At 62.8% G+C, this 26,794-nt stretch carries 36 protein-coding genes and 1 tRNA gene; 16 read left to right on the top strand and 21 right to left on the bottom strand.

What is annotated here, in order from left to right; all coding sequences use genetic code 11:
- Nucleotides 1-405: 405 nt before the first annotated feature.
- The 4 genes from H9532_RS00740 to H9532_RS00725 all read right to left on the bottom strand — a co-directional run bounded on the left by H9532_RS00740 (nt 406) and on the right by H9532_RS00725 (nt 1,981).
- Nucleotides 406-993 carry a hypothetical protein gene (locus tag H9532_RS00740; RefSeq protein WP_296364785.1) on the bottom strand — a complete coding sequence of 196 codons (588 nt, stop codon included), beginning with the start codon at nt 991-993 and terminating at the stop codon, nt 406-408.
- 139 nt (nt 994-1,132) lie between these two features.
- A complete protein-coding gene (locus tag H9532_RS00735; protein ID WP_296364784.1) occupies nt 1,133-1,291 on the bottom strand; it encodes a hypothetical protein in 159 nt (52 codons plus the stop codon).
- 4 nt (nt 1,292-1,295) lie between these two features.
- Nucleotides 1,296-1,700, bottom strand: a complete 405-nt coding sequence (locus H9532_RS00730) for a hypothetical protein (RefSeq protein ID WP_296364782.1) — start codon at nt 1,698-1,700, stop codon at nt 1,296-1,298.
- Between the two features lie 8 nt (nt 1,701-1,708).
- Nucleotides 1,709-1,981 (bottom strand): hypothetical protein, encoded by a 273-nt coding sequence (locus H9532_RS00725; RefSeq protein WP_296364780.1) that lies wholly within the window; start codon nt 1,979-1,981, stop codon nt 1,709-1,711.
- Nucleotides 1,982-2,065: 84 nt separating this feature from the next.
- Here H9532_RS00725 and H9532_RS00720 point away from each other — a divergent pair, with 84 nt between their 5' ends.
- A complete protein-coding gene (locus H9532_RS00720) occupies nt 2,066-2,485 on the top strand; it encodes a MerR family transcriptional regulator (protein WP_296364778.1) in 420 nt (139 codons plus the stop codon).
- Nucleotides 2,486-2,501: 16 nt separating this feature from the next.
- Here the strand turns inward: H9532_RS00720 and H9532_RS00715 are convergent, their stop codons facing one another.
- Nucleotides 2,502-3,230, bottom strand: coding sequence for a hypothetical protein (locus H9532_RS00715; RefSeq protein WP_296364776.1), 729 nt, complete (start codon nt 3,228-3,230; stop codon nt 2,502-2,504).
- A complete protein-coding gene (locus H9532_RS00710) occupies nt 3,227-3,604 on the bottom strand; it encodes a hypothetical protein (protein WP_296364774.1) in 378 nt (125 codons plus the stop codon). Before H9532_RS00710 ends, H9532_RS00715 begins: the two co-directional genes overlap by 4 nt.
- Before the next feature lie 73 nt (nt 3,605-3,677).
- Between H9532_RS00710 and H9532_RS00705 the strand changes: the two genes are divergently transcribed.
- On the top strand, nt 3,678-4,004 hold the full coding sequence (locus tag H9532_RS00705; RefSeq protein WP_296364772.1) for a heavy metal-associated domain-containing protein: 327 nt from the start codon (nt 3,678-3,680) through the stop codon (nt 4,002-4,004).
- Here the strand turns inward: H9532_RS00705 and H9532_RS00700 are convergent.
- On the bottom strand, nt 3,988-4,455 hold the full coding sequence (locus H9532_RS00700; protein WP_296364770.1) for a 6-carboxytetrahydropterin synthase: 468 nt from the start codon (nt 4,453-4,455) through the stop codon (nt 3,988-3,990). The two genes, H9532_RS00705 and H9532_RS00700, sit on opposite strands and share 17 nt — an antisense overlap.
- A gap of 49 nt (nt 4,456-4,504) precedes the next feature.
- Here H9532_RS00700 and hisIE point away from each other — a divergent pair, with 49 nt between their 5' ends.
- Nucleotides 4,505-5,200, top strand: coding sequence for a bifunctional phosphoribosyl-AMP cyclohydrolase/phosphoribosyl-ATP diphosphatase HisIE (gene hisIE / locus H9532_RS00695; protein ID WP_296364768.1), 696 nt, complete (start codon nt 4,505-4,507; stop codon nt 5,198-5,200).
- Nucleotides 5,201-5,209: 9 nt separating this feature from the next.
- Here hisIE and H9532_RS00690 read toward each other — a convergent pair whose 3' ends face one another.
- The 4 genes from H9532_RS00690 to H9532_RS00675 all read right to left on the bottom strand — a co-directional run bounded on the left by H9532_RS00690 (nt 5,210) and on the right by H9532_RS00675 (nt 10,668).
- Entirely contained in the window at nt 5,210-6,319 is a 1,110-nt protein-coding gene (locus H9532_RS00690) for an efflux RND transporter periplasmic adaptor subunit (RefSeq protein WP_296364766.1), read from the bottom strand.
- Nucleotides 6,312-9,467, bottom strand: coding sequence for an efflux RND transporter permease subunit (locus tag H9532_RS00685; protein ID WP_296364764.1), 3,156 nt, complete (start codon nt 9,465-9,467; stop codon nt 6,312-6,314). Before H9532_RS00685 ends, H9532_RS00690 begins: the two co-directional genes overlap by 8 nt.
- Nucleotides 9,464-9,925, bottom strand: coding sequence for a peptidase (locus H9532_RS00680; RefSeq protein WP_296364762.1), 462 nt, complete (start codon nt 9,923-9,925; stop codon nt 9,464-9,466). The genes H9532_RS00685 and H9532_RS00680 overlap by 4 nt, the downstream gene beginning before the upstream one ends.
- Before the next feature lie 230 nt (nt 9,926-10,155).
- The gene (locus tag H9532_RS00675; protein ID WP_296364759.1) at nt 10,156-10,668 is read right to left on the bottom strand and encodes a DUF2214 family protein; all 513 of its coding nucleotides are present in this window, start codon (nt 10,666-10,668) and stop codon (nt 10,156-10,158) included.
- A gap of 253 nt (nt 10,669-10,921) precedes the next feature.
- Here H9532_RS00675 and H9532_RS00670 point away from each other — a divergent pair, with 253 nt between their 5' ends.
- The 5 genes from H9532_RS00670 to H9532_RS00650 all read left to right on the top strand — a co-directional run bounded on the left by H9532_RS00670 (nt 10,922) and on the right by H9532_RS00650 (nt 13,452).
- Nucleotides 10,922-11,848, top strand: a complete 927-nt coding sequence (locus H9532_RS00670; RefSeq protein WP_296364758.1) for a sigma-70 family RNA polymerase sigma factor — start codon at nt 10,922-10,924, stop codon at nt 11,846-11,848.
- A gap of 83 nt (nt 11,849-11,931) precedes the next feature.
- Nucleotides 11,932-12,315 (top strand): DUF1232 domain-containing protein, encoded by a 384-nt coding sequence (locus H9532_RS00665; protein WP_296364792.1) that lies wholly within the window; start codon nt 11,932-11,934, stop codon nt 12,313-12,315.
- The gene (locus H9532_RS00660) at nt 12,315-12,644 is read left to right on the top strand and encodes a hypothetical protein (protein ID WP_296364755.1); all 330 of its coding nucleotides are present in this window, start codon (nt 12,315-12,317) and stop codon (nt 12,642-12,644) included. The genes H9532_RS00665 and H9532_RS00660 overlap by 1 nt, the downstream gene beginning before the upstream one ends.
- A gap of 26 nt (nt 12,645-12,670) precedes the next feature.
- Nucleotides 12,671-12,958: a hypothetical protein gene (locus H9532_RS00655; RefSeq protein ID WP_366664500.1), complete on the top strand. Its 288-nt coding sequence runs from the start codon at nt 12,671-12,673 to the stop codon at nt 12,956-12,958.
- A gap of 11 nt (nt 12,959-12,969) precedes the next feature.
- Entirely contained in the window at nt 12,970-13,452 is a 483-nt protein-coding gene (locus tag H9532_RS00650) for a phosphate-starvation-inducible PsiE family protein (RefSeq protein WP_296364753.1), read from the top strand.
- Here H9532_RS00650 and H9532_RS00645 read toward each other — a convergent pair.
- A complete protein-coding gene (locus tag H9532_RS00645; protein WP_296364751.1) occupies nt 13,391-13,936 on the bottom strand; it encodes a Nif11 domain/cupin domain-containing protein in 546 nt (181 codons plus the stop codon). The genes H9532_RS00650 and H9532_RS00645 overlap by 62 nt on opposite strands.
- 4 nt (nt 13,937-13,940) lie before the next feature.
- On the bottom strand, nt 13,941-14,414 hold the full coding sequence (locus H9532_RS00640) for a GNAT family N-acetyltransferase (RefSeq protein ID WP_296364749.1): 474 nt from the start codon (nt 14,412-14,414) through the stop codon (nt 13,941-13,943).
- Between the two features lie 130 nt (nt 14,415-14,544).
- Here H9532_RS00640 and H9532_RS00635 point away from each other — a divergent pair, with 130 nt between their 5' ends.
- Nucleotides 14,545-14,910, top strand: a complete 366-nt coding sequence (locus H9532_RS00635; protein ID WP_217796691.1) for an AbrB family transcriptional regulator — start codon at nt 14,545-14,547, stop codon at nt 14,908-14,910.
- A 40-nt stretch (nt 14,911-14,950) separates the two neighbouring features.
- Here the strand turns inward: H9532_RS00635 and H9532_RS00630 are convergent, their stop codons facing one another.
- On the bottom strand, nt 14,951-17,659 hold the full coding sequence (locus H9532_RS00630) for an AAA family ATPase (RefSeq protein ID WP_296364745.1): 2,709 nt from the start codon (nt 17,657-17,659) through the stop codon (nt 14,951-14,953).
- A complete protein-coding gene (locus H9532_RS00625; protein WP_296364743.1) occupies nt 17,650-18,846 on the bottom strand; it encodes a DNA repair exonuclease in 1,197 nt (398 codons plus the stop codon). The genes H9532_RS00630 and H9532_RS00625 overlap by 10 nt, the downstream gene beginning before the upstream one ends.
- A gap of 82 nt (nt 18,847-18,928) precedes the next feature.
- On the opposite strand from H9532_RS00625, the gene H9532_RS00620 reads away from it, so the two are divergent.
- Nucleotides 18,929-19,270: a c-type cytochrome gene (locus H9532_RS00620; RefSeq protein WP_296364788.1), complete on the top strand. Its 342-nt coding sequence runs from the start codon at nt 18,929-18,931 to the stop codon at nt 19,268-19,270.
- Nucleotides 19,271-19,272: 2 nt separating this feature from the next.
- Here the strand turns inward: H9532_RS00620 and H9532_RS00615 are convergent, their stop codons facing one another.
- Genes H9532_RS00615 through H9532_RS00590 form a run of 6 tightly spaced genes read right to left on the bottom strand, consistent with a single transcriptional unit; the run spans nt 19,273 to nt 22,178 of the window.
- The gene (locus tag H9532_RS00615; RefSeq protein ID WP_296364742.1) at nt 19,273-19,539 is read right to left on the bottom strand and encodes a YciI family protein; all 267 of its coding nucleotides are present in this window, start codon (nt 19,537-19,539) and stop codon (nt 19,273-19,275) included.
- A 27-nt stretch (nt 19,540-19,566) separates the two neighbouring features.
- On the bottom strand, nt 19,567-19,881 hold the full coding sequence (locus H9532_RS00610; RefSeq protein WP_296364740.1) for a hypothetical protein: 315 nt from the start codon (nt 19,879-19,881) through the stop codon (nt 19,567-19,569).
- A 53-nt stretch (nt 19,882-19,934) separates the two neighbouring features.
- A complete protein-coding gene (locus tag H9532_RS00605) occupies nt 19,935-20,708 on the bottom strand; it encodes a class I SAM-dependent methyltransferase (protein ID WP_296364738.1) in 774 nt (257 codons plus the stop codon).
- 9 nt (nt 20,709-20,717) lie between these two features.
- Entirely contained in the window at nt 20,718-21,530 is an 813-nt protein-coding gene (gene trpA / locus H9532_RS00600; RefSeq protein ID WP_296364736.1) for a tryptophan synthase subunit alpha, read from the bottom strand.
- A gap of 25 nt (nt 21,531-21,555) precedes the next feature.
- Nucleotides 21,556-21,915, bottom strand: coding sequence for a DUF3007 family protein (locus H9532_RS00595; protein WP_296364735.1), 360 nt, complete (start codon nt 21,913-21,915; stop codon nt 21,556-21,558).
- A gap of 11 nt (nt 21,916-21,926) precedes the next feature.
- Nucleotides 21,927-22,178: an NAD(P)H-quinone oxidoreductase subunit L gene (locus tag H9532_RS00590; RefSeq protein ID WP_296364733.1), complete on the bottom strand. Its 252-nt coding sequence runs from the start codon at nt 22,176-22,178 to the stop codon at nt 21,927-21,929.
- 66 nt (nt 22,179-22,244) lie between these two features.
- On the opposite strand from H9532_RS00590, the gene H9532_RS00585 reads away from it, so the two are divergent.
- The 6 genes from H9532_RS00585 to H9532_RS00560 all read left to right on the top strand — a co-directional run bounded on the left by H9532_RS00585 (nt 22,245) and on the right by H9532_RS00560 (nt 26,786).
- Nucleotides 22,245-22,328: transfer RNA gene (locus tag H9532_RS00585), tRNA-Leu, on the top strand.
- A gap of 114 nt (nt 22,329-22,442) precedes the next feature.
- Nucleotides 22,443-22,940: a DUF2231 domain-containing protein gene (locus H9532_RS00580; RefSeq protein ID WP_296364731.1), complete on the top strand. Its 498-nt coding sequence runs from the start codon at nt 22,443-22,445 to the stop codon at nt 22,938-22,940.
- Nucleotides 22,940-23,569 carry a DUF2231 domain-containing protein gene (locus H9532_RS00575; RefSeq protein ID WP_296364729.1) on the top strand — a complete coding sequence of 210 codons (630 nt, stop codon included), beginning with the start codon at nt 22,940-22,942 and terminating at the stop codon, nt 23,567-23,569. The genes H9532_RS00580 and H9532_RS00575 overlap by 1 nt, the downstream gene beginning before the upstream one ends.
- Nucleotides 23,570-23,581: 12 nt before the next feature.
- On the top strand, nt 23,582-24,520 hold the full coding sequence (locus H9532_RS00570; protein ID WP_296364728.1) for a cytochrome c oxidase subunit II: 939 nt from the start codon (nt 23,582-23,584) through the stop codon (nt 24,518-24,520).
- Complete coding sequence (locus H9532_RS00565; protein ID WP_296364725.1) at nt 24,520-26,196, top strand: cbb3-type cytochrome c oxidase subunit I; 1,677 nt, start codon at nt 24,520-24,522, stop codon at nt 26,194-26,196. Before H9532_RS00570 ends, H9532_RS00565 begins: the two co-directional genes overlap by 1 nt.
- Nucleotides 26,193-26,786, top strand: coding sequence for a heme-copper oxidase subunit III (locus tag H9532_RS00560; RefSeq protein WP_296364724.1), 594 nt, complete (start codon nt 26,193-26,195; stop codon nt 26,784-26,786). The genes H9532_RS00565 and H9532_RS00560 overlap by 4 nt, the downstream gene beginning before the upstream one ends.
- Nucleotides 26,787-26,794: the final 8 nt, after the last annotated feature.

The following is a 26,794-nucleotide window of genomic DNA, read 5'->3' as shown; positions in this document are numbered from 1 at the left end:
CAATTCGGTGGCCTGGTGAAAACGAGCTTCCGGTTCTGATCGGAAGCTCGCCGGTGAACCATGCGATCGGCAGCTCTCAGGCGCCCCTACTGAGGGGCGCTCTGGGGAGCTACCGATCCTTGTTGGGAAGCGGGTGTCGAAGTGCTGTGCTGCTCTTGGCCAGAGCGTGCCGGCTTTCGGTAGCTGCCTGAACCGCCGCCGCCACAGGCCAGTGCGGAAGACGTTGAGGCAAGAAGTGCTACAACCAGTGCCAGGCTGAAGCTGTGCAGGGACGTCATGGAATCAGTGCTGGCATGAGGAGGATAGCTGGCGTGGATGAGCTGAGCAGGGCATCTCAATGTTGCTCACGGTTCGGATGCTGAGAGGAACAAGCAGGGGCACGCCGAAGCGCACCCGCTCAGTTCGTCATACGATCCAGTTGAATTGATTGCTGTTCATCAGGTCAAGAGAGGCTGCGCCAGTGCCTTGAACAATGGCGATTAAGTCGTCACCTTTGCTGATCCCGGCTTGGCCATCTTTATTGTAGTAAATGGCTGTGGCAATTGTGTTTCCAATGCGGTAGTTTTTGTCGAGCTCATATTCACCCATTTCGTAGCAGCGCAGGGTGATTTTGTCGCCGTCTTCAAAGTCTTGAATTCCTGCATAGCTTTTCTTGCCTCCACCTTTGTTACCCTTGTCCAGGTAGTACACGCCGCCATTGAAATCGCCCAGCGCAAAGGTATCGGCGCCCGTGCCGCCATAAAGCACATCCGTTTCATTGCGGCCGGGGTTTTTCCCGACGGCATTGACGCCAATCAGAGTGTCGTTGCCGCCCATGCCTTTCAGGACATCGCTGCCGCCCAATCCGACGACGACATCTGGGGCTTCGACTCCGATCAAGATGTCATTAAATCGCGTGCCTGTGGGGTTGGGCTGTTCAAGACGTGCGCCTTTGACCTCCTCGTCTGAGTGGCGAGAGGAGGCGAGGATTGGCGCGGACGTGAGGTTGCGCATGACGGCAAGCAGGTTGAGTCTCCAGTCTACGTACGTCTCTGGAGACTTGCCGTAGAGATTAAGGTTTGTGCTGTGGTTTGAGTGCCTCCTTGCGCGTCAGCCAGTTTTCTCCAGTGAAGAAAGGCGTTGGTCCTCAGTGTCAGCGCTGGTTTTGCTGAGGGGAGTTCAGGGAGTTTGTTGATCCTTGCTGCGTGGTTGATTGTTGTGGGCTCTGATGTTTTTCACAGGCCAGTGCGGAAGACGTTGTTGTCACGAGGATGGCGACGAGAGCCAGGCTGAATCTCGGCAGGGCGTTCATGGCATCAGTGTTGGGGTGAGGACGGCTGGGGTGGATGTTCTGGGCAGGGCATCCAGAGATCGCCCATGGCGTGCACGCCTTCGCAGCCGAGTTCGCGTGCTTTCTCCAAGGCCACCTGTTTGCTGGGGTAAGCCATCAACTGCTCCTGAGCGGCGCCGCTGCTGTTGTGGTGATCTCCATGCCCAGGACTGAACGACCAGATCCCCATGGAGCTCAGCCCAGCAACCACGACACCCATGCCGACGACGCAGGCATTGACCACGCCCATGCCCACGACACCAAGGCTGAACACACCCATGGGCACCACGCCGATGCTCACCACGCCCATCGGCACGACGCCAATCGAAACGATGCCCAGCGGAGCAATGCCGACGGCGATCAGTTTGGGCGGTTCACCGCAACTGCTCATGCTCAAACTCAGTGGTTGTGTTGAGGCTGTCCGTTGGATTGCCCGTGGGTGGCACAGGGCATCCATTGATGGCCCATCTGATGGGCACCAGTGCAGTTGAAGTGCTTCTTCGCGGCGGCCTCGGCTTCTGCCTTTGTGGCATACATTTCCGGCACGGTGCCGCTATTGGCTTGGGCGTTGGCACCAAGCGCAGAGCAGGCGACGACGCTCAGGACGCCAGCCAGGGTGGTGGCAAGGCGCTGGAGACTTGCTTCTGGCACGAATGTGGCGATATGAATCAATGTTCAGACTAGCCCTTGGTCTCTAGTTTGGCGTGAGTACTGGAGACTTGGTGTTACAGGCTCAGGCTTCGGTCGGGTTGGCTAGTGTTCATAAGCACGGGTGAATGTGGAGCGCTGCTCGTGGACGGTCCGGCATTGCGCATTGGCCAAGTGGCAGAGGGGGATTCGGGTCTGTCAGTGAAAGCGGTTCGCTTCTATTGCGATGAAGGTCTGATCAGTGCTGTGTCGAGAACCCAGGGTGTCTACCGTTTGTTTCATTCAGCGGTCGTTAATGAGTTTGCCCTGATTCTTTCGTTGCGTGCGATGGACGTACCGTTGCCAGAACTAAAGAGAATTCTGGATGGTCGCCGCTCCGGTTTTTGCAAGGGCTCGGTCTTGAAAACCAGCATCCAAGACCGTATCGAATCGATCAACGCCAGAATGAGCGAGCTGGAGTTGATGTGCGCGGAGCTCTCCGGTCTTCTCGGGTCGTGGAAGAATTGTGGCGGTGTCAAGCCGTTCTGATATGGCTTGACCGTATTCAGAAGGTGGTTGTCACGCTTCCTGTCAGAGATCCCAGGCTGCTGTATCCCGCATCGATCACAACCTTGCGGTGGAGCAGCCTCAGTTTGGGCATGATCTCCACCTCGTCAATCACGCCAGGCATTGCGCGAACCTGCAGTTCCAGCCAGGGTTGCACTCCCTGATAGCGCGGTGGCGTCAGCCCGACGCCGGTGGTGGCACTGAGCATTGGGCGTTCGACACCCTGAGCCAGAAAGAGTTGCCCTTTGGCTTCAAAGCGGAGTCGTGTGTTTTCAATGTCGAACTGCAGGCCGGGGCGTGCCGCAATTCGCGTTGCGTTGACGCGCGAATTGTTCCAGCTCTGGTAAGTGCCAACGCCTGCAAACAGCCACAGATTGCTTTGGGCGCGATTCATATTCCAGCGCTTCAGTAGATGGGTGCTGTCAAGCAGCAGGAAGCTTTCCGTGGAGTTGAGCTCGCTAGTGCCATGGTTTTGATGGCTGCTTCCATGGGTGTGCTGGCTCTCTCCATGGTCACCGGACCCTGGAATCAGCTGGGCTGAGATCCCTACACCCAGTTGGCGTTGCACGGCATGGCTGAACCAGGCGCTTGACCAGATGTGATCAAGCTCCACCCCAATGGTGGTGCTGCCTTCGAAGCTCATCGGCAACGCTTGGCTGGAGTCGGCCGCGATCAGAGGAACGGCCAGTTGGCAGGCGAGGGCAGCAGCTGCTGCGGAGGCTTTCATCGCCAAGCCAGCAGCGGGAGTACAAACGCGGCGAAGCTACCGAGCGCGAACAGGCTGCATGAGAGGGCGTATAGGGCCTGGGCCTGGCGACGCCGTTGGCGGCAGCGTTGTGCTGCTTGCAGATCCAGCGGGCATGGCAGGCGAGCGCTTCGCCACAGCCCCACACCGGCGACCAGCAAGGCCGCCGCCGCCAGGCCAAAGACAACTGTTTTCTGTTCGGAGAGAACGGCTAATCCTGGCCACCAGCTCAACGCAGTTGCCAGCACTGAACCGGCACCAATCAGCACGAGAAACGCCGGCAGGGCGCAGCACACCAGCGTGCTGGAGCAGAGCACCAGGGCTAAAGCAGCAAGACGACGTGGGGCTGACAGCACCGGTGAGCGGAAGGGAGGCGAAGGATGACGCAAAGCGATGCTATGCAGGGAAGGCGTCGCCCGAATCACAGTCATGCTCGCTGCTCATCTGCGTCGTGCCTTGATTTCGCTGGTCTTTGTCACGTCGGCCTCGTTCATGGCACCGGCCTGGTCGGCAGCGGAGGGTGCCCGCGTCGAAGTCACCGTGAATGGGATGGTGTGCTCGTTCTGCGCGCAGGGCATTGAGCGGAACCTACGGCGCCTGTCTCTCACTCAGGCAGTGTCGGTGGATCTCAAGCAGCACCGGGTCACGATCAGTGTGAAACCAGGAGCGGTTGTTGATGATCAGCAGATCCGTAAAGCGATTCGCGATTCTGGTTTTGATGTGCGCGAGATCCGCACGATTAACCCAGCCCCTTGAACCACTCCGGCACTGCTTCGTAGCAGGCGGCGTTTTTCTCGTTTTCGCGCGCTTCCACCTTCCAGCAGCAGCTGCGGCCACCCTCCCGCTCTTTCAACAGTTGGTTGGCCCAGCCCCACACCAGCTCGGCGCTGGCTTCCATCCCCACGTTGTCCATCACCCGCAGGTCGAGCGCGCCTTGCTCATGCAGGGCCTGCCACTGCTCCAGCAGAGGGTCGTCGGCATTCACCAAAAAGGTGTGATCGAACTGGTCGGCCAGGCGCTGCTGCAGGGCCCCCAGGCTGGAGAAATCCACCACGAACCCATGCACATCCAGCTCCCTGGCCCGGAACCAGAGGGTGAAGCTGCGGCTGTAGCCGTGCACGAAGCGGCAGTGGCCTGGGTGGCGCCACTGGCGATGGCAGCAGGGATAGCCGCTGAAGGTCTTCGTGCAGGTGAAGGCGGCGCTCATTCCCGGGCCTGATTCGGAGTTGGTCGGTGTTGCGGGAGGATCAGTGGAGATGGATCGGCAGCCCTTGCAGGCATCATTTCAGCTCCCGGATCCCGCCTTGATCGGCTCGCTTCGGTTTAACGAAGCCGGGCTGATCCCCGCGGTGGCGCAGGACTGGCTCGATGGCGCCGTGCTGATGGTGGCCTGGATGAACCGCGAGGCGATCGAGCGCACCCTTGCCACCGGTGAGGTGCACTACTGGAGTCGCTCACGCCAGGAGCTCTGGCATAAGGGCGCCACCAGCGGCCACACCCAGTGCCTGAGGGGCCTGCGCTACGACTGCGATGCCGACGTGCTCCTGCTCACGATTGAGCAGAGCGGTGATGTGGCCTGCCACACCGGCGCCCGTAGTTGCTTCTACGACGACGGCCCAATCCCCAGCGCTGGTGGTGCCGCCGCTGTCCCGCCACCGGCGGATGTCTGCACGGAGCTGATGCGGGTGATCGAGGGCCGCCGCGACCATCCCGAGCTCGGCAGTTACACCAACAAGCTGCTGGAGGGAGGTGACAACCGCATCCTCAAAAAGATCGGCGAGGAGAGCGCCGAATTCGTGATGGCATGCAAGGACAACAACGCCGCTGAGATTGCCGGCGAAGCGGCCGACATCGTCTTTCACCTGCAGGTGGCCCTGGCTCACCACGGTGTGAGCTGGCGCGAGGTGCAGCTGGTGCTGGCCCAGCGGCGCGGTGCCCCGAGGCGCGAGTGAGCAGCCGCCTCAGGGTTTAAGCCGCACAGGGCTGCCATGGCGCAGGCCCATGCTGCCGCTGAGGATCACACGGTCGTTGGCGTTGAGGCCGGAGAGAACCGGGTAAAGGTCTCCTTGCAGCGGGCCGAGCGTCACCGGTTTCTGGAGGGCTAGCAGGGTTCCTTTCGGCAGGCGGCGTAAGTCAACGAGATCGGCCTTGCCTGGATCCCGTTCCAGATCCTGAAGGGTGCCCACCACGAACACGAAGTTCTGACCGAAGCTGCGGGTCACCGCCGCAAAGGGCACGGCCCATTGGCGTTCGGCCCCGAGGATCACGCGGGTGCGCAGGCGTTGGCCATTGCGCAGCAGTCCTCGGGGGTTGGCGATGGTCGCCTTGGCGAGCAGGGTCTGGCTGGCGTTGTTCACGCCCGGATCGATCAGGTTGATCCGCCCTTCCGCCAGGGGCCGGGGGTTGATGCCATCGAGCAGCTGCACCCGCTGGCCCTTGGCTACGGCATTGGCCTGGTTGGCCGGAATGTCGATGCGGGCCTGCAACTGGTCGTTGCGGATGATGCGGCTGAAGGGGGTGCCGGCCTGCACCACATCGCCGGGCTTGATCGTCACATCGCCCATCACCCCGCTGATGGGAGCGCGAACGTCCTTGTAGGCCAGATCGGCTTGCTTGGCCCGCAGGGCCTGCTGGGAGCCGATTGCCTTGGCACGCACCTCATCGCGTTGCAGCGCGGTGGCGGCCCCCTGGCTCACCAGCCCTGCGTAGCGCTGATAAGCGATGGCATCGGTTTCGGCGGTGGCCCGCAGGGCGGCTACATCAGCTCTGAGCTGGGTCTGATCCAGTACCACCAGCATCTGCCCGGCACTCACGCTGTCGCCGCCTTGAACGAGCACCTGCTGGACCCGCCCGCCGGCCTGGGAGGCCAGCTCGATCTCCTTGGTGGCCTCGAGGGTGCTCACCGTGTCGAGACTGCGCACGAAGGCTTCCTGGCGCGGGCGATCCGCTTGCACCGTCATCGGAGGCCTGGCTCCTGGCTGGTTGCAACCCGCCACCAGGCTGGCCAGCACGATTGCAGGCATGGCGAGCTTTAGGCCGCTCGGCATCTCGAGGCTCAAGGGTTCAGCCATGCTGCCCTCCATGCAGGCGGCGCTTGGGCCTTGCCAGCTCCCACCCCTTGATCAGGCGGTAGACCCCGGGAACCACAAAAAGGCTCAACACCGTGGCGACCAGCAGTCCGGAGAACACCACGGTGCCGATGCTGATGCGGCTGCTGGCGCTGGCACCACTGGCCAGCAGCAGCGGCAGGAAGCCCGCCAGGGAGGAGATGGCGGTGAGCAGGATCGGCCGCAGACGGCTGGTCGACGCCTCGCGAATGGCGGCATCCAGTGCCAGCCCTTCCCGCAGCCGTTGGTTCGCAAATTCCACGATCAGGATGCCGTTCTTCGCGGCGAGGGCCACCAGCACCAGCAGCCCCATCTGGCCGTACACATCCAGCGGTAGGCCGCGCAGGATCAGGCCCACAACCGCGCCCAACAGCGCCAGCGGCACTGTGATCAGGATGATCAGCGGGTCGAGCAGGTTGTCGTAGAGGGCGCCCAACAACAAGCCCATCACCAGCACCGCCAGGGCAAAGGCCCGGATGCTGCCGCCGCCGGCCTGACGCTCCTCGCGGGCCAATCCTGCCCACTCCAGCTCCACATTGCTGCTGCCTTGCTGGCGCTGGATCTGCTCGAGCGTGGCCATGGCCTGGCCGGTGCTCACGCCTGGAGCAGGCAGGGCCTGAATCGTGATCGAGCGCACCAGGCGGCTGTGGTTGATCACGCTCGGCCCGGTGGAGGGCACCACCTGCACCACCTGGCCGATAGGGATGAGCTGGCCGTTGCGGTTGCGCACCTGCAGGGCGAGCACATCGTTCACGTCGCGGCGCCCCTGACCCTCCAGCTGCACGATCACCCGCCGCACCTGATCGCCTTCAAAGCTGTCGTTCACATAGGTGCTGCCGAAGCTGGCCTGAAGGGTTGCCACCAGCTCATCGAGATCCACGCCCAACGAGGCCAGCTGCAGGCGATCCGGTTCGAGCCGCAACACCGGCGAGTCGGCATTGAAACGGGTGGAGACCCGGGTGAAGCGTCCGCTGACATTGGCCGCCTGAATGAAGCGTTGGGCTTGCTGGGCGAACTGCTGAATGCTGAGCTGGCCATTGCTGGTGTCGAGCAGCTCCAGCTCCAGCCCCCCTTCGCTGCTGAAGCCACGCACGGTGGGGGCTTCGCTCAGCATCACCAGCGCACCCTGCACGCGCTGCATCAGCTGACGGTTGAGCCGTTGGGCCACGGCGGCGGTGGAGGGTTGGCCATCGCCGCGCTCGCCGATCGGCTGCAGCCGCACGAAGAAAATGCCTTTGTTGGCGCTGCTGTCGCCGAAGGAGCGGCCGGCATAGAAGTTGGCGCTGCGCAGCGCCGGCTCCGCCGCCAGGGTGCTGCGCACCTGCTCCATCACCACCTGGGTGCGCTGCAGCGCGGAGCCCTCGGGCAGAACCACCACCCCGCGCAGTTGGCCGTTGTCCTCCTGGGGGATAAAGGCGCTGGGCCGCAGGCTGAGGCCCACGCCGGTGAGTAGCAGGCCAAGGGCCAGGGCGGTCAGCAGGCGGCCCCGGTGCTGCAGGCTCCGATCGAGCCAGCGGCCATAGGGCTCCTCCAGAGATTCCAGCCAGCGGCGCGGAGGATCAATCCAGCGCAACAGCCAGGCCGGTTCGCGCTGCTCCGCATGCAGGATGCGACTTGCTGCCACCGGTGTGAAGCTGATCGCATTGAAGGTGGACACCACAATCGTGGCGCCGATGGTGATGGCAATCGGGGCGTAGAGCCGGCCCACGCTGCCCTGCATGCCCAAGACCGGGATGAACACCACCAGCAGCACTAGTGAGGTGGCCACCACGGCCCCGCCCAGTTCCGCCATCGCCTCTCGGGCCGCCGTCAGCGGTGAGGCCCCCTGCTCCAGCCGGCGGCCGATGTCTTCGCTCACCACGATGGCGTCGTCCACCACCAGGCCCGAGGCCAGCACCATGCCGAACAGGCTGAGGGTGTTGATCGAGGTGCCACTGAGATGGATCAGGGTGATCGAACCCAGCAGCGACACGGGCACCGCCAGGGCGCTGATTAGGGCCAGGCGGCTGTTGCCCAGCCCCAGCAAAAGAGCCAAGAACACCAGCAGCACCGCATCGCGCAGGCTGCCCGCCGCTTCGCCAATGCTCTGGCGCACGGTGTCGGCTTCATTCACGATCAGCTGCAGATCCACCCCTGGCGGGAAGCGGGGTTCCAGCTCCGCCAAGGCCCGCTCCACCGCTTCACTCACCTTCAGGGCGTTGCTGCCATCGCGCTGGAACACCCCCAGGGCCACGGTGGGATCACCCTTGAGGTTGGTGGCCACGTTGCCGTAGCTCTCGCTGCCCAGGCTGACGCGGCCGATATCGCGCAGCAGCACCACACCGCCCTCGGGGCCGCGGCCCACCACCAGCTGTTGGAGTTCTTTAGGGCTGCGCAACCGGCCTTCCATCTGCAGCGGCAGCGAGGTGGCCTGGCCTGGTGGAACGGGTTCCTCACCCACCTGGCCGAGGGCGGCCAGCACGTTCTGTGCTTCCAGTGCCTGGCGCACATCGCTGATGGTGAGCTGCCGCTCCAGCAAAGCCGCCGGGTTGAGCCAGAGGCGGAAGGCCAGGGGACTGCCGCCGAAGAGCGTCACGTTGCCCACACCATCGACGCGCTGCAGGCGCTCCTTCACCACCTGGTTTACCCAGCCGCTCAGGAACAGATCGCTGTAGCGGCCGTTTTCAGCACTGAAGCTGAGCACCATCAGCAGGTCGTCGGAGCTGCGGCGCACTTGCACCCCCAAGCGCGCCACCTGCGCCGGCAGCTGGCGCAGCACCTGGCTCACCTCGTTTTGGGCGTTCACCTGATTGAGCTCAGGGGCCCCGCCGCGGAAGCTGAGGTTGATGCTGCTGCTGCCCGAAGTGCTGGTGGAGCGGATGGTGTCGAGCCGCTCCAGGCCGTTGAGTTGCCGCTCCAGCAGCGCGGTCACCCCCTGCTCCACCACCTCCGGGCTGCCGCCGGGGTAGGTGCTGCTCACGCTCACGCGCCCCGGTGCGATCGGCGGCAGGTTCTCCACCTGCAGCTGCAGCAGGTTCAGGGCCCCCATCAGCAGCAGCAGGGCGGTGAGCACCAGGCTCAGCACCGGCCGCCGGAGAAACAGATCCGAGATCGTGCGTTTGGGTGGGCTCATGGTGTGGTGGATGGGCTCAGCCCGGCCTGCTGCTGCAGCCAGCGCAGGGTGCGCTGGTCGCGCTCACTCAGTTCGAGGATGGGTGTGGGGCCTGGTTTGACGGCCATCGCGTCGCCGGGTTGATCGCTGTGGCCCCAGAGCCCGAAGGCATGGCCCAGTTCATGCAACGCCGTGGCCTGGATCGCTGGCTGGGCCTGGCCCGGGCTGATCAGCACGGTCACCCGCGGCTCGAGCTGCCAGGTTTGCTGGCGCCGCACCTCCAGCAGCTGCAGCACGGCACGGCCATGGCTGGCGCGGTTGTTCAGCCGCGGCGGCCGCCGGCGTTCCACCAGCACCTGAGCGCGCTCTGGTTGCTCCACCAGCGTGATCGGTAGATGCCGTTTCCAGGTGGCCAGCGCAGCCATAACGGCCTGGTGCCAGCGCTGCTCCCAGATGCCCGTTGCCCCGCTGTCACGCACCGGTTCAACCCATACGCACCAGTGGGAGCGGATCGGCCAGCCGGCAGGTGTGGGTTGGAGTTGATGGCGGTAATCGCTCGTTGGCCCCGCCGTGGATTGGGGATCGGAGGCGTGCGCCGTGGAGGAGGCCGACAGGGTGCTTGCTTGCGGTGCTGTCCAAGGGCGGATCTCCGTGGCTACCCCGCAGGAGACTGGCGCCGAAGGCGGTAACTCCACAACGCAACCGCCAATCAGGCGCCCAGGGTGCCGGGTAAGCCCACGCCCCGGGCCATCAAGGTGGCCAGCAGGGGGATCAAGGCAAAGCCTGCGAGCTCAATGTTGAGGATCCAGGCCAGTCGCTTGGCCAGGGCTTCACTCACCTGGGGCAGCTCACCTTTGCGCAGAGGAATCGCCCAGAGGATGTAGGTGATCGTGGGATACAGCGACAGACCGCCCACACTCAGGTAGAGCCCCACCTTCCACCAGAACAGCGGGTTTTCGGTGTAAAAGCTGCCGCCCTGGCCGAAATACATCACGCGCAGGATGCCGCTCACCAGCAGGGCAAGGGCCGCCATGCCGTACACCACATCGGTGATCACCATCAAGGTGGCGTCTTGCTTGCTCGGATTGGGGCGGATCAAACGCCGCTCCAGCACCAGGGCCCCAAAGCAGAGCATGAAGCTCAGGTAGTGGACATAGGCCACCCCGGCTCGAGGCAGCACATCGCTGGGAAGGTCGGCGAGCAGGGCCGCGAAAGCGGGCATGGCGCAGGGCAGGCACGAAGGCACGACCGTAGCGGGCTTCTCCGCTGGCAGGGGGTGTCCTGCGTGGCGCCCATGGTGACCGTGCGTGTTGGGAGATGCGTTTTTTGCACCGGAAAGCTTCCAGTTCTGATGTGGATCTGTATCGCGCCAGGGTGAACAATTGGGAAGCAAAGTTGAAACCTGGAAGCCTTTTGGTTGCTTTCCTCGTTGAGCGAAAAAGCTTCTAGGTTCAATTCAGTGGATGGACTCCTGCATGGCCAGCTCTCTGAGTGCCTTTCTGGGCGAAATCGGCCGCCATCAGCTACTCACTCCTGAGCAGGAGTTGATGCTGGGTCGCAAGGTGCAAGCCATGGTGGCGCTGCATGATCGCTGCAGCAGTGCCGGCGGTGTGGGTGAAGCCTGCGCCTACAACGACATCGAGAAACGCACCCTGCGCGTGGGGGAGCGAGCTAAGGATCAGATGATCACCGCCAATCTGCGTCTGGTGGTGAACCTCGCCAAGCGTTACCAGGGCAAGGGGCTTGATCTGCTCGATCTGATCCAGGAGGGCACCCTCGGGTTGACCCGAGCGGTGGAGAAATATGACCCCACCCGTGGGCACCGCTTCAGTACTTATGCCTACTGGTGGATTCGCCAGGGACTGAATCGGGCGCTCTCCACCCAGAGCCGAACCATTCGCATTCCCGTGAATGTGAATGAGAAGCTCACCCGTCTGCGTGCAGCCAAAGCGCGGCTACTGCAGCGCCATGGCATGCAACCGTCGGCAGAGCAGCTGTCCGCGGCGATGGACTTGCCGCTCTCTGAAGTGGAGGACCTTCTGGGCTGCGAGCTGCGTAGCGTCACGGTGAGCCTGCAGGGGGTGGTCAAGTCGAAGTCGGATCCCACCGAGCTGGTGGATGTGCTGCCCAGTGAGGATCTACCGCCGATGGAGCGCTGTGAGTTGGCTGAGCGCAATGCAGCGGTGTGGAAGCTGTTGGATCAATCCAACCTCACACCCAAGGAGCGCACGGTGGTGATGCTTCGCTTCGGTCTAGATGGCAGCCATGAATGGCGCACCTTGGCGGAGGTGGCTCGTCTGCTGGGCTGTAGCCGGGAATATTGCCGTCAGGTGGTGCAACGGGCTCTGCGCAAATTGCGCAAGGCCGGTATTCAGGCCGGTCTGGTGGAGGTGGGTAGCTGATCGGCCAGCCGCTGGCCTTCCAGTTCATGATGGAGTCACTGGTTGAGTGAGGCTCCGCTTTGGCTGCTGATTCTTCCGCTCGGATGAACGCCGATGGCAGCTACGCCAACACCGGCTACACCGAAACCGTGGATGCCGATGTTCTGGGCAGCACCGAAGTGGATGAGGGCGCGCTGCGGCGATTGCTGCGGCGCGCGGGTCGAACGTTGGCCCGCCCCGCCCTCGAATGCCTCGAGCTGCTGCTGGATCCCAAGACCCCACCACAAGTGAGGCTCACCATGCTGGCTGCCCTCACCTACCTGCTGGTGCCGATGGATTTGATTCCCGATTTCATTCCGGCGGCAGGCTTCAGCGACGATCTGGTGGCACTCACGGCACTCCTCGGCCTCTGCACCACCCACATGAATGACGAGATTCGGTTGCGGGCGCAGCGCAAACTGGATCGCTGGTTTCCCCTGGGGCGCTGATGGCCACGCTCACCGACGAGCAGTTGGATGATCTTCAGTCGTTCCTGAAGGACTGGTTGCGTCACAGCGGCCGTACGCAGGCTGATCTGCGCCGGGCCCTGCGGGCCAGCTCGATTCGTATGCCTGTGCTTCTCGATGAACTGGCGCGTGTGTACAGCCGTGATGGGCTCACGGGTTTGGCTCAACGCCTCTGTGACATCGAATCGCTCTGGCAGGGAGAGGATCAGGGGATCGATGGCGACGATCAGGCTCCGATCTCCCTCGACGACTCACTCGGTCAGCTCGATCTGCTGCTGCAGGAAATCCGACTCGACGTCGGCGAAGCCTGACGCGGCCACACGGACACGTCAGAGTGGTGGCACGCTCCGCCGCCGCCATGTCGTTGCATCGCCTGTTCGCTTCCCCGGCCGCCTTTGGCCTCAAGCTGTGTGCCGGCATGGTGGTTGCCGGTTTGGAGCTGCCGGCTTTGGCTCAGGTGGAGAGCTTTCTTTGGGGGCCAGGCAGCAACGTGGGCCCGGAAACCAAGATTGAGCCTCAAAACTGCGTGACAGCACCCGACGGCAGCATCACCTGCGACACCAAGGTGGTGAATCCTCCCGGTGATTCCCCAGCCAAGCCTCAGTACAGGCCCTTCAGCTACTGATTTCCGCTTTGATGCGTTTGTTTGACGATCGATCCTTTCTGCAGGCGATCACGGGCTTTGAGCGGGCTCTCGCCAAGGTGCTCTCTGTGGTTCTCACCGCGGTGCTGGTGGTGGCCACCCTGCAGCTTCTGCTCTTCCTCGGTAGCGATCTGCTGGATCTCAACGTCAACTGGACCGGCGAGGGATTGATCCGGTTGCTGGATCAGGTGCTCGTGATCCTGATCGCCCTTGAGGTGCTGCAGAACCTCACGGCCTACATGCGGGAGCATGTGGTGCAGATCGAGCTGGTGCTGGTGACGGCGCTCACGGCCGTGGCTCGGAAGGTGATCGTGATGCCGCCAGGGGTTCAGAAGAATCCTGCCGATCTGATCGGCCTGGGCTTTGCCGTGCTGTCACTGGCAGGTGCCTACTGGCTGGTGCGCCAGTCCCATATCAAGCGTCTGCCGACCAGAAGAGAGCGAGCCACAGGGTTCCAGGATCCGGATCTGTCGTAACAACCCGGTGCCGCTGGTGAGGGTTGATCAGGAGGCTGTCACCCACGCACAGATCGCGCGGCTCCGGTTCATCCTCAAACTGCAGTTGCGCGCTGCCGCGCAGCACGATCACCCATTCGGTTTCAGCCTGGTCGTACCAGAAGCCTTCCGGACTGCTGGCCAGACAGGAGTGAATGCGCTCCAATCGCCAGCCCGATCCCTCGATTAAGCGATCCACCCGCTCCTCGCCTGCCGCCGGGCAAGAGCTGGACAACAGATTGCTCTGGTTACTGGGCTGCTCCTTTGGTTGCGTTGCGGCCGCCTGGCTGTCGCCCCAGCGCCGAGCGATTTCAAAGCCATGCTGCGCGGCCAGGGCCACCACTTCATGGTGTTGATCGCACGCCCTCAGGGCATCCCGCAAGGCGGGTTGGCTTTCGCTCAAGGCCACAAAGGCATTGAGTTGGCGCACTTTCTCGAGGAATTGCTGCAGCTGGGCTTCGGCCATGGCGTCAGTATCTCTGGCCCAGCCGCTTGTGCATGCGAAAGCGCTGGAACGGCACGCCGCCGATGCGCAGCTCCTCCCGCCAGCTCACTTGCCAGCCAAGTCGCTCGAACAGGGGTCTGGAGATCAAACTGGCCTCTGTCCGCAGAACGGACATCGCGTCTGCCCTGGCAGCTTGTTCAACGGCTTCGATCAAGCGCTGGCCGCAGCCCTGGCGCTGGGCGTTGGGATGGCTGTAGAGCAGGGCAAGACGATCGTGCGGATAGCGCTGGCTGAAGGCGATCGGTTCATCGCGTTGATTGCTGATCACAAATCCTTCGCCCTGCAGCAGCAGCGATCGCAGCGTGTTGCTCTGCTCTGCCCAGGCCCATTGCTGCGCTTCGCTGTAGAGCTGTGCGGTGGAACCCAGCACCGCTTGGCGATAGATCTCCACCACCGCATCGTGATCGTTGCTGTTCAGGCGTCGAACCTGATGGGGCATGTCCGAAACAGCGCAGAATCATGCCTGCATTGTGGTTCGCTGCTCGCTTGGATGTTGGTTGTTGAACGCATGGCCACGCCGGCGTCGATGTTGTAGGTTGATAATGTCTTCCTCATCACATCTCCAAACAATGCTCACCGGATCGGACCTGCTGGCCAAAGTCAAGGAGCTCGGCGATGTGGGTAAATCTGAGATCGTCCGCTCCTGCGGCTATGTCTCCACCAAAAAAGATGGTGGTGAGCGCCTGAATTTCACGGCCTTCTACGAGGCCCTGCTCGAGGCCAAGGGTGTGGAACTCGGCGGCGCCAGCAAAGTGGGTAAGGGTGGCCGCAAACTGAGCTATGTGGCCACCGTTCAGGGCAATGGCAACCTGCTGATCGGTAAGGCCTACACCGCGATGCTGGATCTTCAGCCCGGTGATGAGTTCGAAATCAAGCTGGGTCGCAAGCAGATCCGCCTGATTCCCGTCGGCGGCACCGACGAAGACGAGGAGTGATTGAGAGCCGAACGATCGGAGGCGATGTGACCCGCTGGCTTCAGTCCAGCTTCACGATCACCCGATCGTCACTCCAGTCCAACCTCTCTGGCTTCCCTCCGATGACCTCGGGGGGATTTTTTTGTCCGCGCGGTTGCTCAGGCTCTCTCCAGGTGCTGTCAGGTAGCAGTGCTGTGTAGTCGTCGGGGTGGCAGGTGAGCAGCACGATTTGGATGCCCTGCTGGATGCCCCGCTCGAGCATCCTGCGCAGGCCAAGCAGGCGTTCACGATCACTGTTGGTGAAGGCGTCGTCGAACACCAGCGGCAACGCATCGGCGTAGGCCGGCTTGAGCACTTCGGCCATGGCTAGGCGCACCGTGGCCCCCAGTTGTTCGCGCATGCCTCCGCTCAAGCGCTCAAAGGCAAAGGCTTCTTCGCCTTGGCGCAGTTGAAGATCGTGGAAGCCCTGCTGCGGATCGAAGGCCAGCAGCGGTTGATGCGGTTCGCTGGCCAGTTCTGCCAGATACGGGGTGATCGCGGCACGCAGGGGTTCGCTATAGCGGTTGGCCAGATTGCTCTGGGCGCGATGAAAGCGCTCCAGCAACAGCCGCAAAGCCATGCCGCGTTGCTCAAGGGCGGCTCGCTCCGCCTCCGCTTCCTCCCAGGCCACCTGTCGTTGCTCCAGCTCGGCCAGTGGGTTGGCGGCTCCCAAACTCTGGGTGCGCTGCTGGGCCTGCCCCAGCTGGCTGAGCAGACGATCCTTCTCCTGCTCGAGCGCCTCCAGCTGCCCAGCTGCATCCGCAACCGTGTTTGCTGCGCCGCCGTGGTGTCGGGCGCTCTGCAGTTGTTCGAGTTCGGCGCGCAGGGCGCGCAGCTCTTGTTGTTGGACCTCTAGCTCACCGCCCACTGTTTCGGCGCTTTGGAGGTGCAGTAGTCGTTCGCCCAGCACCTGCAAAGAGCCTTCCAGCTGGCCGCAGCGGCCGCGCAGCTGCTCCTGGGCTGTTTGGCGGATCAGTTGGTTTTGCTCCAGCTCCAGTAGCTGTTGATTGCTGTTCTCCTGGCTGCGGGTGACTTCGCTGCTGCGCTGGCGCAGGCTTTCCTGTTCAGTCCGCAGTTGCACCGGATCCACAGGAGCAATGGCGCCGCCCTCCAGTGCAGCGGCCAGCAGCTTGAGCCTGGGCTCGAGCTGCTCCAGCCGTTGTTGCAGGCCCGACCAGGGAATGGTTTTGGCGGCCTGGCGCAGGTTGTTGAGTTCTCGCTCCAGCTCAGTGCGCTGCCGCTCGATTGTTTCCGCCTGATCGCTGCTGCTCAGCTTGAGCAGCTGCTGCAGCTGCTCAAGCTGCTGGCAACACTGCCGCTGCTGCTCCAGGGCCTGCGGTAGGGCCTGGCCGCCGCCCGGGCTGATCTGCAGGCGCACGCCGCTGCCCACCGTGAGTTCGGCAGCGGCCTCAATTCGGCGCCGTTCTCCGCTCACCAGCGTTTCCCCGTTGAGCTGGATCGGTTGATCGGCGGCCAGCACCTCCAGCCCAGCTGCCATCGCTTCGCAACGGGCTGTGGCTTGAGCGAGGACCTGTTCGGCCTGCCGAAGCTGCCGCACCTGCGCTGCTGTGATCTCCGGCAACGCGGCCAGTTGCTGTTTGAGGCCTTCGGCCTGCTCCTGCAGCTGCTGCAGTTGCTGTTGGTGCTCGCGCAACTGTCTGGCTTCATCCTCCAGCTGCTGCAGATCAAGCAGCCGTTGCACCTGCTCCAGGCGCTGGCTCAGTTCCTGGCGTGCGGCACTCGCCTGCTTGATCTGCTCCTGGAGCTGTTGCCGTTGTGCCTGGTCCTGTTGCTGTTGCTGGAGCGCTTTGTGCAGTTGCTGTTGCACCAGCAGCAGCTCCTGTTGCTCCTGGCGCTGCTGCATCAGCAGTTGCTGGCGTTCGTTCTGTCGCTGCAGCAAAGGATCCAGCTGTGCCTGCAGCAGCTGGGTTTGTTGCTGGAGATGCAGCTCCCGTTGTAGGGCGGGTCGCTGTTGGTGCTCGATCGTCTCCAGCCGCTCGGTAATGCTGCGCCATTGCTCCATGGCGGCTTCGAGATCTCCCACCTGCTGCTCGGCCAGGGCAAGGGCGGCGGCCGCCTCCTGGCTGCGTTGCTGCGCCCCAGCCAAGGGGGATCCGGCCTTCACCTTGCCGGTGGCGGTGTAGAGCGTGTTCACCTCCTGCTGGATCTGCTCCATCACCAGCCTGTCGGTGCTGGATTGCAGAGGGCTCTGGCTGCTCTGCTGTTGCAGTTGCGCCACCAGGCGCTGATGGTCGTAGCGCTCCTGACTGCCGCTGAAAGGGTTGAGGCCGGCGTCGCCCTGGCGCACCCAGAGGTGGGCCCAGCGCTCCGGGAGTTGGGCAATGCGGCGCCCTTCCACCGGCGCCTCGTAGCCCAGCAACTGGGCCAGCAGTTCTTCAGCTTGCGCCCCGCTGAGGGCCACGCCGCTGCCATTGCTGATCTGGCAGGTGCCGCTGGCGCCAGCGAAGCGTTTCCGCAGGCGCCAGGTTTCGGCGTTGGCTTCGAAACGGATCTCCACGTCCGGCAGGCCGGGGTGAAGGCGCGAGCGCAGCTCGTCCACTCCGCGGCCGGTGGCGGTGGCGCGCAGGAAGAGGGTCTTGTGCAACGCCTCCACCAGGGTGCTTTTGCCGGTTTCATTGGCACCGGCAATCAGGGTGAGCTCACGGCCGAAGCACAGCTCCAGGTCGCGGTGGCGCCGCACGTTCTGCAGCCTGCAGGCGATCAGGCGCATCCGGCGGCCCCTGCGGCGCGGTGCAGCTCCGCCAACGCCAGCTGGAGCAGCTGGCGTTGCTCGTTGTCGCTGGAGAGCGTGGCTTGCGCCAGGTCCGCCTGGATGCCGCCGGCCACGCTGGCGATCAGAGGATCTTCGGCCCGTTGCAGCAAGAGCTCCAGTTCTTCGGGATCGGCTTGCTGCTCGATCCGTCCCCGTCGCTTCAACCGCAGCAGCTGGGCATCCAGGCGCTCCAGCAGCTGCTCGTAGCGCTGGTGCGCTTCGAGGCCAAGACTGCCGCTCTGCTCGAGCAAGAGCAGCTGCCAGCCGGGTTCGCCCTCAAGCAACGGCTTCAGCTGCCGCTCCAGCCGTTGCAGATCGTCTGAGGAGGTGAGATGGGCTCTCAGCTGCAGCCACTCCAGGGCTGCGGTGGATTGCGATTCCACCGCAGGAGCGGCGCCGCGTTGTGCACGCACCACCAGCACCTGCCCGCTTTGGTAGTCGTTGCTGCGGGGAAAGCGATCCGGTTCCGGCGTACCGCTGTACCAGGTGTGGGTATTGATCTGCTTGAGGCCGTGCCAGTCGCCCAGAGCGATGTAGTCGAGCTGATCCAGCAGGGTCGCATCGAGCTGCAGGCGGTTGTTGGCGCTGGTGGGGTTGTCGTCATCGGCATCGAGATCGGCTGCTGCGAAGCCATGCACCGAGCCATGGGCCAGCAGGATGCGCGGTTTGTGGGCCGGCAGCTCGTGCCACGCCAGCTGCCGCACCCAGTTGGTGGGATCGCTCGTGTCGCTCCGGCGCAGCAGGGGGCAGGGCAGCACCACGGCGCCCTCCAGTTCCACGGGTTGGCGCTCGAGCAACACCTGAAGATTGCGAGCCCGCCGCTGTTGTTCGCTCAGAAAGAAGGGGGACTGCCACACGCTGCCCGGCGCACCATGGTCGTGGTTGCCGGGGATCACCAACACTGGAATGGCCAGCTTGCCGATCGCCTGACAGACGGCAGCTACGTCGCTGCTGGTTGGTGTTGGTGAGTCGAATAGATCACCGGCCACCAGCAGAAACGATGGCTGGACGGGGGGGATCAGGGCGCCGATCCTCCCGATGGCATCGATGCGTGCCTGCCGCAGCCGTGCCCGCTTGTCGGGATCGTGGACGCGGGCATAGGGCTTGCCGATCTGCCAGTCGGCGCTGTGCAGAAAGGTGAGCATGCACGGAGGCGGCGCTGCATCCATTTCAGCGTTTCTGTCTGGTCTGCAGACTGAACCCACCATCGCCAAGTCCTTCGTGCCTCTGTTCATTGCCTGTTGGCGCCGGCTGAGCGCCGCGCTGCTGGCTGGCCTGGTTGCTTTGTTGCTCTGGCCTGGCGTGGCCCTGGCCGATGGCGCTCAACTGTTTGAGCAGCATTGCGCCGGCTGCCATGTGAATGGCGGCAACATCATTCGCCGCGGCAAGACCCTCAAGCTGGCTGCGCTGGAACGTGAGAACCGGGCCTCTGAGCAGGCCATTGCAGCCATTGCCGCTGCGGGAGTTGGTCAGATGAGCGGTTACGCCACGGTGCTGGGGGAGCAGGGCACGGCTGAAGTGGCGGCCTGGGTTTGGCAGCAGGCCCTGGCCGGCTGGCCTAAAGCCTGAGCTCAGAACGCCTGGATCCAGGGGTACACCTTCAGCTCGGTCCAGATGCCGTTGCGCCAGTAGACGTCGTTGTGCAGGAGGTTCTCCACCTGCTGCTGGCTTTCGGCTTCATAGATGCCAAACACGTGGGTGCTTCCCTCGGTGGGGCCGAGGGTGATCAACACCCCCGCATCTTGTTGCTGCTGCAGGCCGGCTAGGTGCTCCTCCCGATAGGGAACACGCTTCTCGAGCGCGTTCTCACAGTAAGTGCCCCAGAGCACGAAACGCATGGTTGCAACAGGCTTCAGGGGCGCAACCTACAGCCAGCCCGCCGCGAAGATCGGCTGACGGATGCGGGAGGGGAACAGGATCGGTCGATCGGTGGGCTGCGCGGAGGCCTTGTCGCTCCAGCGCACACTGCAGACGAAGCTGTTGCCGTTTTTGGTGCTGTTCACCCGGTAGCGGAACTCCTGCACCACCGCCTTCTCCGGCATCAGGTACTGGGCCTGGTTGCAGGCATCCACCTCGGAGATGGCGGAGGTGTAGTTACTCCAACCGGCGTGCGCTGCCGTAGGTGCTAGGGCGAGGCCACCCAGTAGCAGGCCGGCGGTGAGCAGGAAGCGTTGAGCCATCGCGGCAGCCAGAAATGAATCGCGTGCCTTGATTCTGACGGCTCCGGCAAGGTTCAGGGGTTGATCACACCCCAGCGGCCCATCAACGGCCAGCGCACCTGCAGCGCCTCTGCGCCCTGACCGGGCCAGGCATGCCGCAGCTCCTCTGCAAATGCTCTGAGCGGATCCACACCGCTGCGGCGAGCGTTGGACACCGCCGACCAGCTGCCCAGATAACCCAGCAGATCGCTGAGGCTCCACTGACGCTCGATCCATTGATCCGATGGGAAGGGCCACTCCTCGCCCGGGAACGGCAGGCCGGCGTAGCTCTGATCCACCCAGCGCCGTTGGGGCGGCCACCAGGGCTCGAGCGTGGTGGCGTAGAAGCGATGCAATTGCAGTTGCAGTTCCGGTTGCGCGAGCTGCAGCGGCAGGTAGCCGATCCAGGCCATCACAGCGCCTGGCCGCGCCACGCGCCTCACTTCAGCGTTGAAGGCCTCGCCTGCGAACCAGTGCACGGCTGCCGCCACCATCACCCCATCCACGCTGGCCGGCTCCAGCGGCGCACAGTCCGCCTGCGCCTGCATCCAGCGGATACGGGGATGTTCAGGGGCCAGCTCCAGCTGTTCTGCGCTGGCATCGGTGGCCACCACCTGCTCAAAGTGCTGGGCGAGGGCGAGCGAGGCCTGGCCGCTGCCGCAGCCGCAGTCCCACACCCGCTCAAGGCCGGGGCATCGGGCCGCAAAGTCGGCGAAGACGCTCTCCGGGTAGGTGGGGCGGTGGGCGGCGTAGGTCTGGGATACGGCGCCGAAGAGCGCTGCAGCCTGATCGTTGGGCTGATCGATCATCGCGCCAGCTCAGGCATCCAGGGCCGTGCGCAGCTGGCCGCAGAATTCGCCGGCCGCGGCGGCTACATCTCCTTGCTGGCTGTGCGCTTCCGCCATCACCTTCACCAGAGCGCTGCCCACGATCGCGCCATCGGCGCCCCAGTCGCGCACCTGGCGGGCCTGCTCGGGCCCGGAGATGCCAAAGCCCACGGCAACCGGTGTAGGACCCATGCCTTTGAGCTGCTGGACCAGCCCCGCCACCCGGCTTTCAAGATTGGTGCGCACGCCCGTCACACCGGTGACGCTCACCAGATAGGTGAAGCCGCGGCTGGCTGCAGCAATGCGCTGCATGCGATCGGCAGGCGTCGTGGGGGCCACCAGAAGCACGAGATCGAGAGCGTGTGTCGAGACGATGGCCGAGAGCTTCTCAGCTTCCTCCAGTGGTAAGTCGGGCACCACCAGGCCGGCGGCACCGGCGGCAGCCGCATCGCGGCAGAACGCCTCCATGCCGCGGTTGAGCAGGGGGTTGCTGTAGGTAAACAGGATCACCGGAATCTGCAGCTCGCCCTTGAGGCCGGTGAGCATCTCCAGCACGCGGCCGGGTGTCGTGGCTGAGCGCAGGGCCCGACTGGCGGCGGCCTGAATCACAGGGCCATCGGCCAGCGGATCGCTGTAGGGGATGCCCAGCTCGATCATGTCCGCCCCGGCAGCCTGCAGCGCTAGTAGGGCAGAGCGGGTGCTGGAGAGATCCGGATCCCCGGCCATCAGAAACGGCATCAGGGCACAACGCCCCTGTTGCTGAAGCTGGCTGAAACGCTGCTGGATCGGGGTGGTGGTGGTCACGGCAGCGCAGGATCTGCCCGTGAGCCTATGGGGTCGGAGGTGCCGGGTCCTCGCTGGTGCTGGTCTCCTCGAGCTGGCCCAGCTCCCGCAGCAGCTTCTCCTGCTCTTCGGGGCTCAGGGCATCGAAGCGTTCTTGCAGTTCATCGTCGGTTGCGGCCTCATAGGCCGAGCGGTAGCGGCGCCGCTGCTCCATGTAGGTCATGTTTCCGGTCACCACCCGAAACAGATAGGAGCCGGTCCAGACCAGCACCACGGCCACCAAGACGCCCTGAGCGGCGATGCCAGCCGAGAAAACTTCGAAGCCAGCGGCTTGAAAGCCCCAGTAGCCCAGTCCCCCGAGCGCAAAAATGGCCAGGCCCGCCAGAAGAGCCTTGCCGCGGGTCATGCCGGAACCCATCAAACCTGCCCTTGGCCCTGCAGGCGCAGATTCACGAAGGGGGCCAGCAAGATCAAGCCAGGGAAGAACAGAAACACCATGCCGTAGATGGCCGTGCGCTCGATCTTGCCCATCACGGTCCAGCGCTTGGTCATCCAGGCCATCAGTGCCGCTGGAATAACAAGCAGATAGGCACCGCCAAGAGCCACATAGGCCCCGATCACCAGAAGCGTTTCGCTCGAAAGTGAACTGAGGAACCCAGGCAGGGGCACGGCAGCAAGGCGGTTGCCGTTCAAATCTAGGATGGAAGCCTGGCCCAGGGGTTGCTCCCTGCGACCGGGAGCATGGCGGAATTGGTAGACGCAGCGGACTTAAAATCCGCAGACGGCAACGTTGTGGGGGTTCAAGTCCCCCTGCTCCCACTCCTGAGTTCGGCCTTGCTGGGAGGCGATGCGCCCCCGTAGTTGGCGAACCGCAACAATCCCGTGCGCTGTCAACGCCGCTTCGCCAGCGTGGCAGGAGCAATTGGGCATCCCATGCTTGAGCTGCTTCCGCCGCTCAACGACCACAACCTGCCGTGGATGGACACGATCCACCCGATCGTTGTTCACTTCGTGATCGCGATGGCTTTGATCGCTTACGTTTTCGATGTCGTCGGCGTCGTCTGGCGAAAGCCTGCTCTGTTCGAGGTCAGCTTCTGGAACTTGCTCTTCGCCACCGGGGCCATCTTCGTCGCGATCATTTTCGGCCAGGTTGAGGCCGGCCTCGCTGCACCCTACGGAGCAGCTCGCCAGATCCTTGATATCCACACCACCATCGGCTGGTCTCTGGCTGGTGTCCTGTCGTTGTTGGCTGGCTGGCGATACGTGCTTCGTAGCCGTGACCCTCAAATCTTGCCTGTGTCGTTCCTTGGCGTCGGCTCTGCTGTGAGTGCCTTGATCTGCGTTCAGATCGTTCTCGGCGACAAGCTGATCTGGACCTATGGCCTCCACACGGTGAAGGTGGTTGCTGCCATGCGCGAAGGGTTGATCTGATGTTCGTTGCGCTTGCCTACAGCCCGGAGCAACCGCCGATCGATCAGATCGCCACTGAACTGGGTGCCAATGGGTTGCCTTACAGCCTTCCGATCCATCCCAACTTGGTGCACCTCACCATCGGGTTGTTCGTGATCGCGATTGCTTTCGACGTTGTCGGGGCTCTTTATCCGTTGGAGAAGCGGGTGTTCCGCTTCCTGGCTTTGCCGATCACCCGTGGTGGCTTCCACGATGTGGGTTGGTACAACCTGCTCGTCTGCTGCGTGGTGACTTTTTTCACCGTTGCTGCAGGCTTCTACGAGATGCTCACGGCGGTGCCACTACCAGGCGTGAAGAGCACGTTCGGCCTTGGCGGCATGACCACCATGCTCTGGCATGGAGTTGGCGGGGTTGTGCTGCTGGCTGTGATCGTCGGTATGACGGTTTGGCGTGGCTTCCAACGCTTTGCCTGGCGCCGTGACATGGGACGTCAGGTCCAGTGGCTTTACCTGGCTGTCGGCGTTGTGATGTTCGCCGTTCTCGGTCTGCACGGCACCCTTGGTGCCCAGCTCGCTGCCGAGTTTGGCGTTCACATCGCCGCTGATCAGCTCCTCCAGGCCGGAGCCGACCTTCACACCGCTTTGCCTTGAGGACCCACGGCCATGACGAGTTCCTCAACACGATCGATTAACACCACGGCCATCGCTGGCCTCAGCGTCTGGGTTGGCTTGATCGTTCTGGTCAGCTATTGGATGGGACAGCAAGCCCATCGCTGGCTGCCGGTTCAGGCCTCCACGGCTGCGCCGTTGGTCGACGACCTCTTCAGTTTTGAAACAGCCATCGGAACCTTTGTGTTTCTTGGTGTGGTGTCTGTGATGGCGTGGGTGATGTTGTTCAACCGTGCCGAGAAATATGACGACACCGACGCGGTGCCGATCGAAGGCAACACGCTTTTGGAGGTGATCTGGACGGCAATCCCCTTTGTCTTGGTTATGGGCATTGCCTTTTGGACGATCCGCGCCTCCGATCAGTTGGGCACGCTTGGTCCGATGGAGCACATCCATCCGCGCAATCCCGTTGAGGACGCAGGCGGCTATCCCGGAGATCGCCTCCCGGCTGAGCAGGTGGAAGTGATTGCTCGTCAGTGGTCGTGGGAGTTTCGTTACCCCGGTTCGAACGTCTCCTCAACGGAGTTGCATCTGGCCGTTGATCAACCGGTCACCTTTCGGTTGGTATCTGAGGATGTGTTGCATGGTTTCTATATCCCTGCTTTCCGCGTGAAGCAGGATGTGATTCCTGGGCGGGCTATTGATTTCAATGTCACCCCCACCCGAGAGGGGGTCTACCGCCTGCGCGACTCGCAATTCAGCGGCACCTGGTTTGCTGCGAATCAGTCCGACGTGGTGGTGGAAAGCGCTCAGGACCATGAGGCCTGGCTTGAGCAGGCTGCTCGCTTGCCCCTGCAGCCAGGCCTCAGTTTAGCCGTTTCCGAGTACGCCACCCGCCAGTCCCGCTCCAATCCCGGTTGGGCGACCGTACCCCCGGCACCCCCACCTCAGGTGAATGTTCCCGGTTCTTCCGCTCAGCCCCACCAAGCCTGATGACCATCGCCACGTTCCCTCCAGAGCCCAAGCCTGATCAGGGCAGGAGCCGCTATTTCGGCTTCTGCACCGATGCCAAGGTGATTGGCATCCAGTACATCGTTACAGCGTTTTTCTTTTTCCTGATCGGTGGTCTGCTGGCCATGGTGATCCGCGGTGAGCTGATCACTCCGCAGAGCGATCTGGTGGATCGGGCCGTTTACAACGGCATCTACACGATGCACGGAACGATCATGTTGTTCCTGTTCATCTTTCCGGTGCTCAATGGCCTCAACAACCTGCTGATCCCCACGATGATCGGTGCGCCTGATATGGCGTTCCCGCGGTTGAATGCTGTGGCCTTCTGGCTGGTGCCCATCTTCGGCTTTCTGCTGATGGCCAGCTTCTTTGTACCAGGTGGACCTGCCTATTCAGGTTGGTGGAGTTACCCGCCGGTCAGTATTCAGAATCCGCTGGGCCATTTGATCAATGGCCAGGGCATGTGGATCACGGCAGTAGCGCTCTCCGGTGTTTCATCGATTATGGGCGCGATCAATTTCGTCACCACCATCCTCCGGATGCGCGCTCCCGGGATGACGCTCTTTCGCATGCCGGTGTTTTGCTGGACGGCGCTTGCTGCCCAGAGCCTTCAGTTGATTGGCCTGCCTGCTCTCACGGGTGGGGCGATCATGCTGCTGATGGATCTCACCTTTGGAACCAGCTTCTACCGACCAGAAGGCGGTGGTGATCCTGTTCTTTACCAGCACTTCTTCTGGTTTTATTCACATCCGGCGGTGTATGTGATCATCCTTCCCGTGTTCGGGGTGTTTTCAGAGCTGTTCCCGGTGTATTCCCGAAAACCTCTTTTCGGGTATCTCTATGTTGCTCTCGCCTCATTCATCATTGTTGGCCTCGGCTTGATCGTGTGGGTGCACCACATGTTCCCCAGTGGTGTGGCGCAGTGGATGCGCAATCTATTCATGGTGACCACCATGTTGATTGCTGTGCCAACCGGCGTGAAGGTGTTCGCTTGGCTTGGAACCCTTTGGGGCGGCAAGTTGCGCCTCACCACTCCGATGTTGTTTTGCCTGGGTGGCCTGTTCAACTTCGTGTTTGCCGGCATCACTGGCATCATGCTGGCGACTGTTCCAGTGGATATCCATGTCTCCAACACCTACTTCGTGGTGGGCCACTTCCACTATGTGATCTACGGCGCTGCGGTGATGGGGATCTTTGCTGCTATCTACCACTGGTTTCCGAAGTTTATCGGCCGTATGCCCTATGAAGGGCTAGGCAAGCTGCACTTCCTGCTCACCTTCATCGGTGCGAACCTCAACTTCCTGCCGATGCATCCTCTGGGATTGATGGGGATGCCCAGGCGTGTGTCCAGTTACGACCCTGAATTCACCTTTTGGAATGTGGTGGCGAGCCTTGGCGCCTTCTTGCTTGGCGTGTCGATCATTCCCTTTCTGCTCAACATGCTGAGTGCCTGGATTCGCGGACCCAAGGCCACCCACAATCCTTGGAATGCGATTGGCCTGGAATGGCTCTTGCCTTCCCCGCCACCGGAGGACAACTTTGGCGAGGACGTGCCCACCGTGATCAGTCGCCCCTATGGCTACGGCTCGGGCCAGCCGCTGGTTGAGCACCAGGACGAGATTGAACGCAGGCTCGAACTGATGGAGGCATCCGCATGACCACGACGACACTGCCACAACCTGGGGCTCCCGCTGAGCACGAGGAGCATCCCAAGCACAACCTCACTGGGTTCATCATCTTTCTCTGCTCGGAAAGTGTGATTTTCCTGGCCTTCTTCAGTGGTTATGCCCTGCTGAAGACATCAGCACTCAACTGGCTTCCTGAGGGTGTTGAGGGGTTGGAATGGCAGACGCCGCTCGTCAACACCATCGTGCTGGTCTCCAGTTCCGGCACCATCGCGCTGGCAGAGTATTTCAAGAACCGCGAGAAAATGCTGCTGTTCCGTGGGTTCTGGCTGATGAGCATGGCCATGGGGGCCTATTTCCTCTATGGACAGGCAGTTGAGTGGAGTGGGCTGAGGTTCGGGTTTACATCGGGCACGTTCGGGGGCACCTTCTATCTGCTGACCGGTTTCCACGGCCTGCACGTGGCCACGGGCATCCTGTTGATGGGGTTGATGCTGATCAAATCCTTCATCCCCGGCAATTACCAAGGCGGCGAACAGGGTGTGCAGGCCACCTCCTTGTTCTGGCATTTCGTGGATGTGATTTGGATCATCCTTTTCCTACTGATCTACGTGTGGCAATAGGAGTTTCA

The sequence above is a fragment of the Vulcanococcus sp. Clear-D1 genome (assembly GCF_014654725.1).
GTDB lineage: Bacteria > Cyanobacteriota > Cyanobacteriia > PCC-6307 > Cyanobiaceae > Vulcanococcus.
The sequence above is the reverse complement of the archived record's forward strand: the minus strand, read 5'-3'. Positions and strand labels throughout refer to the sequence as shown.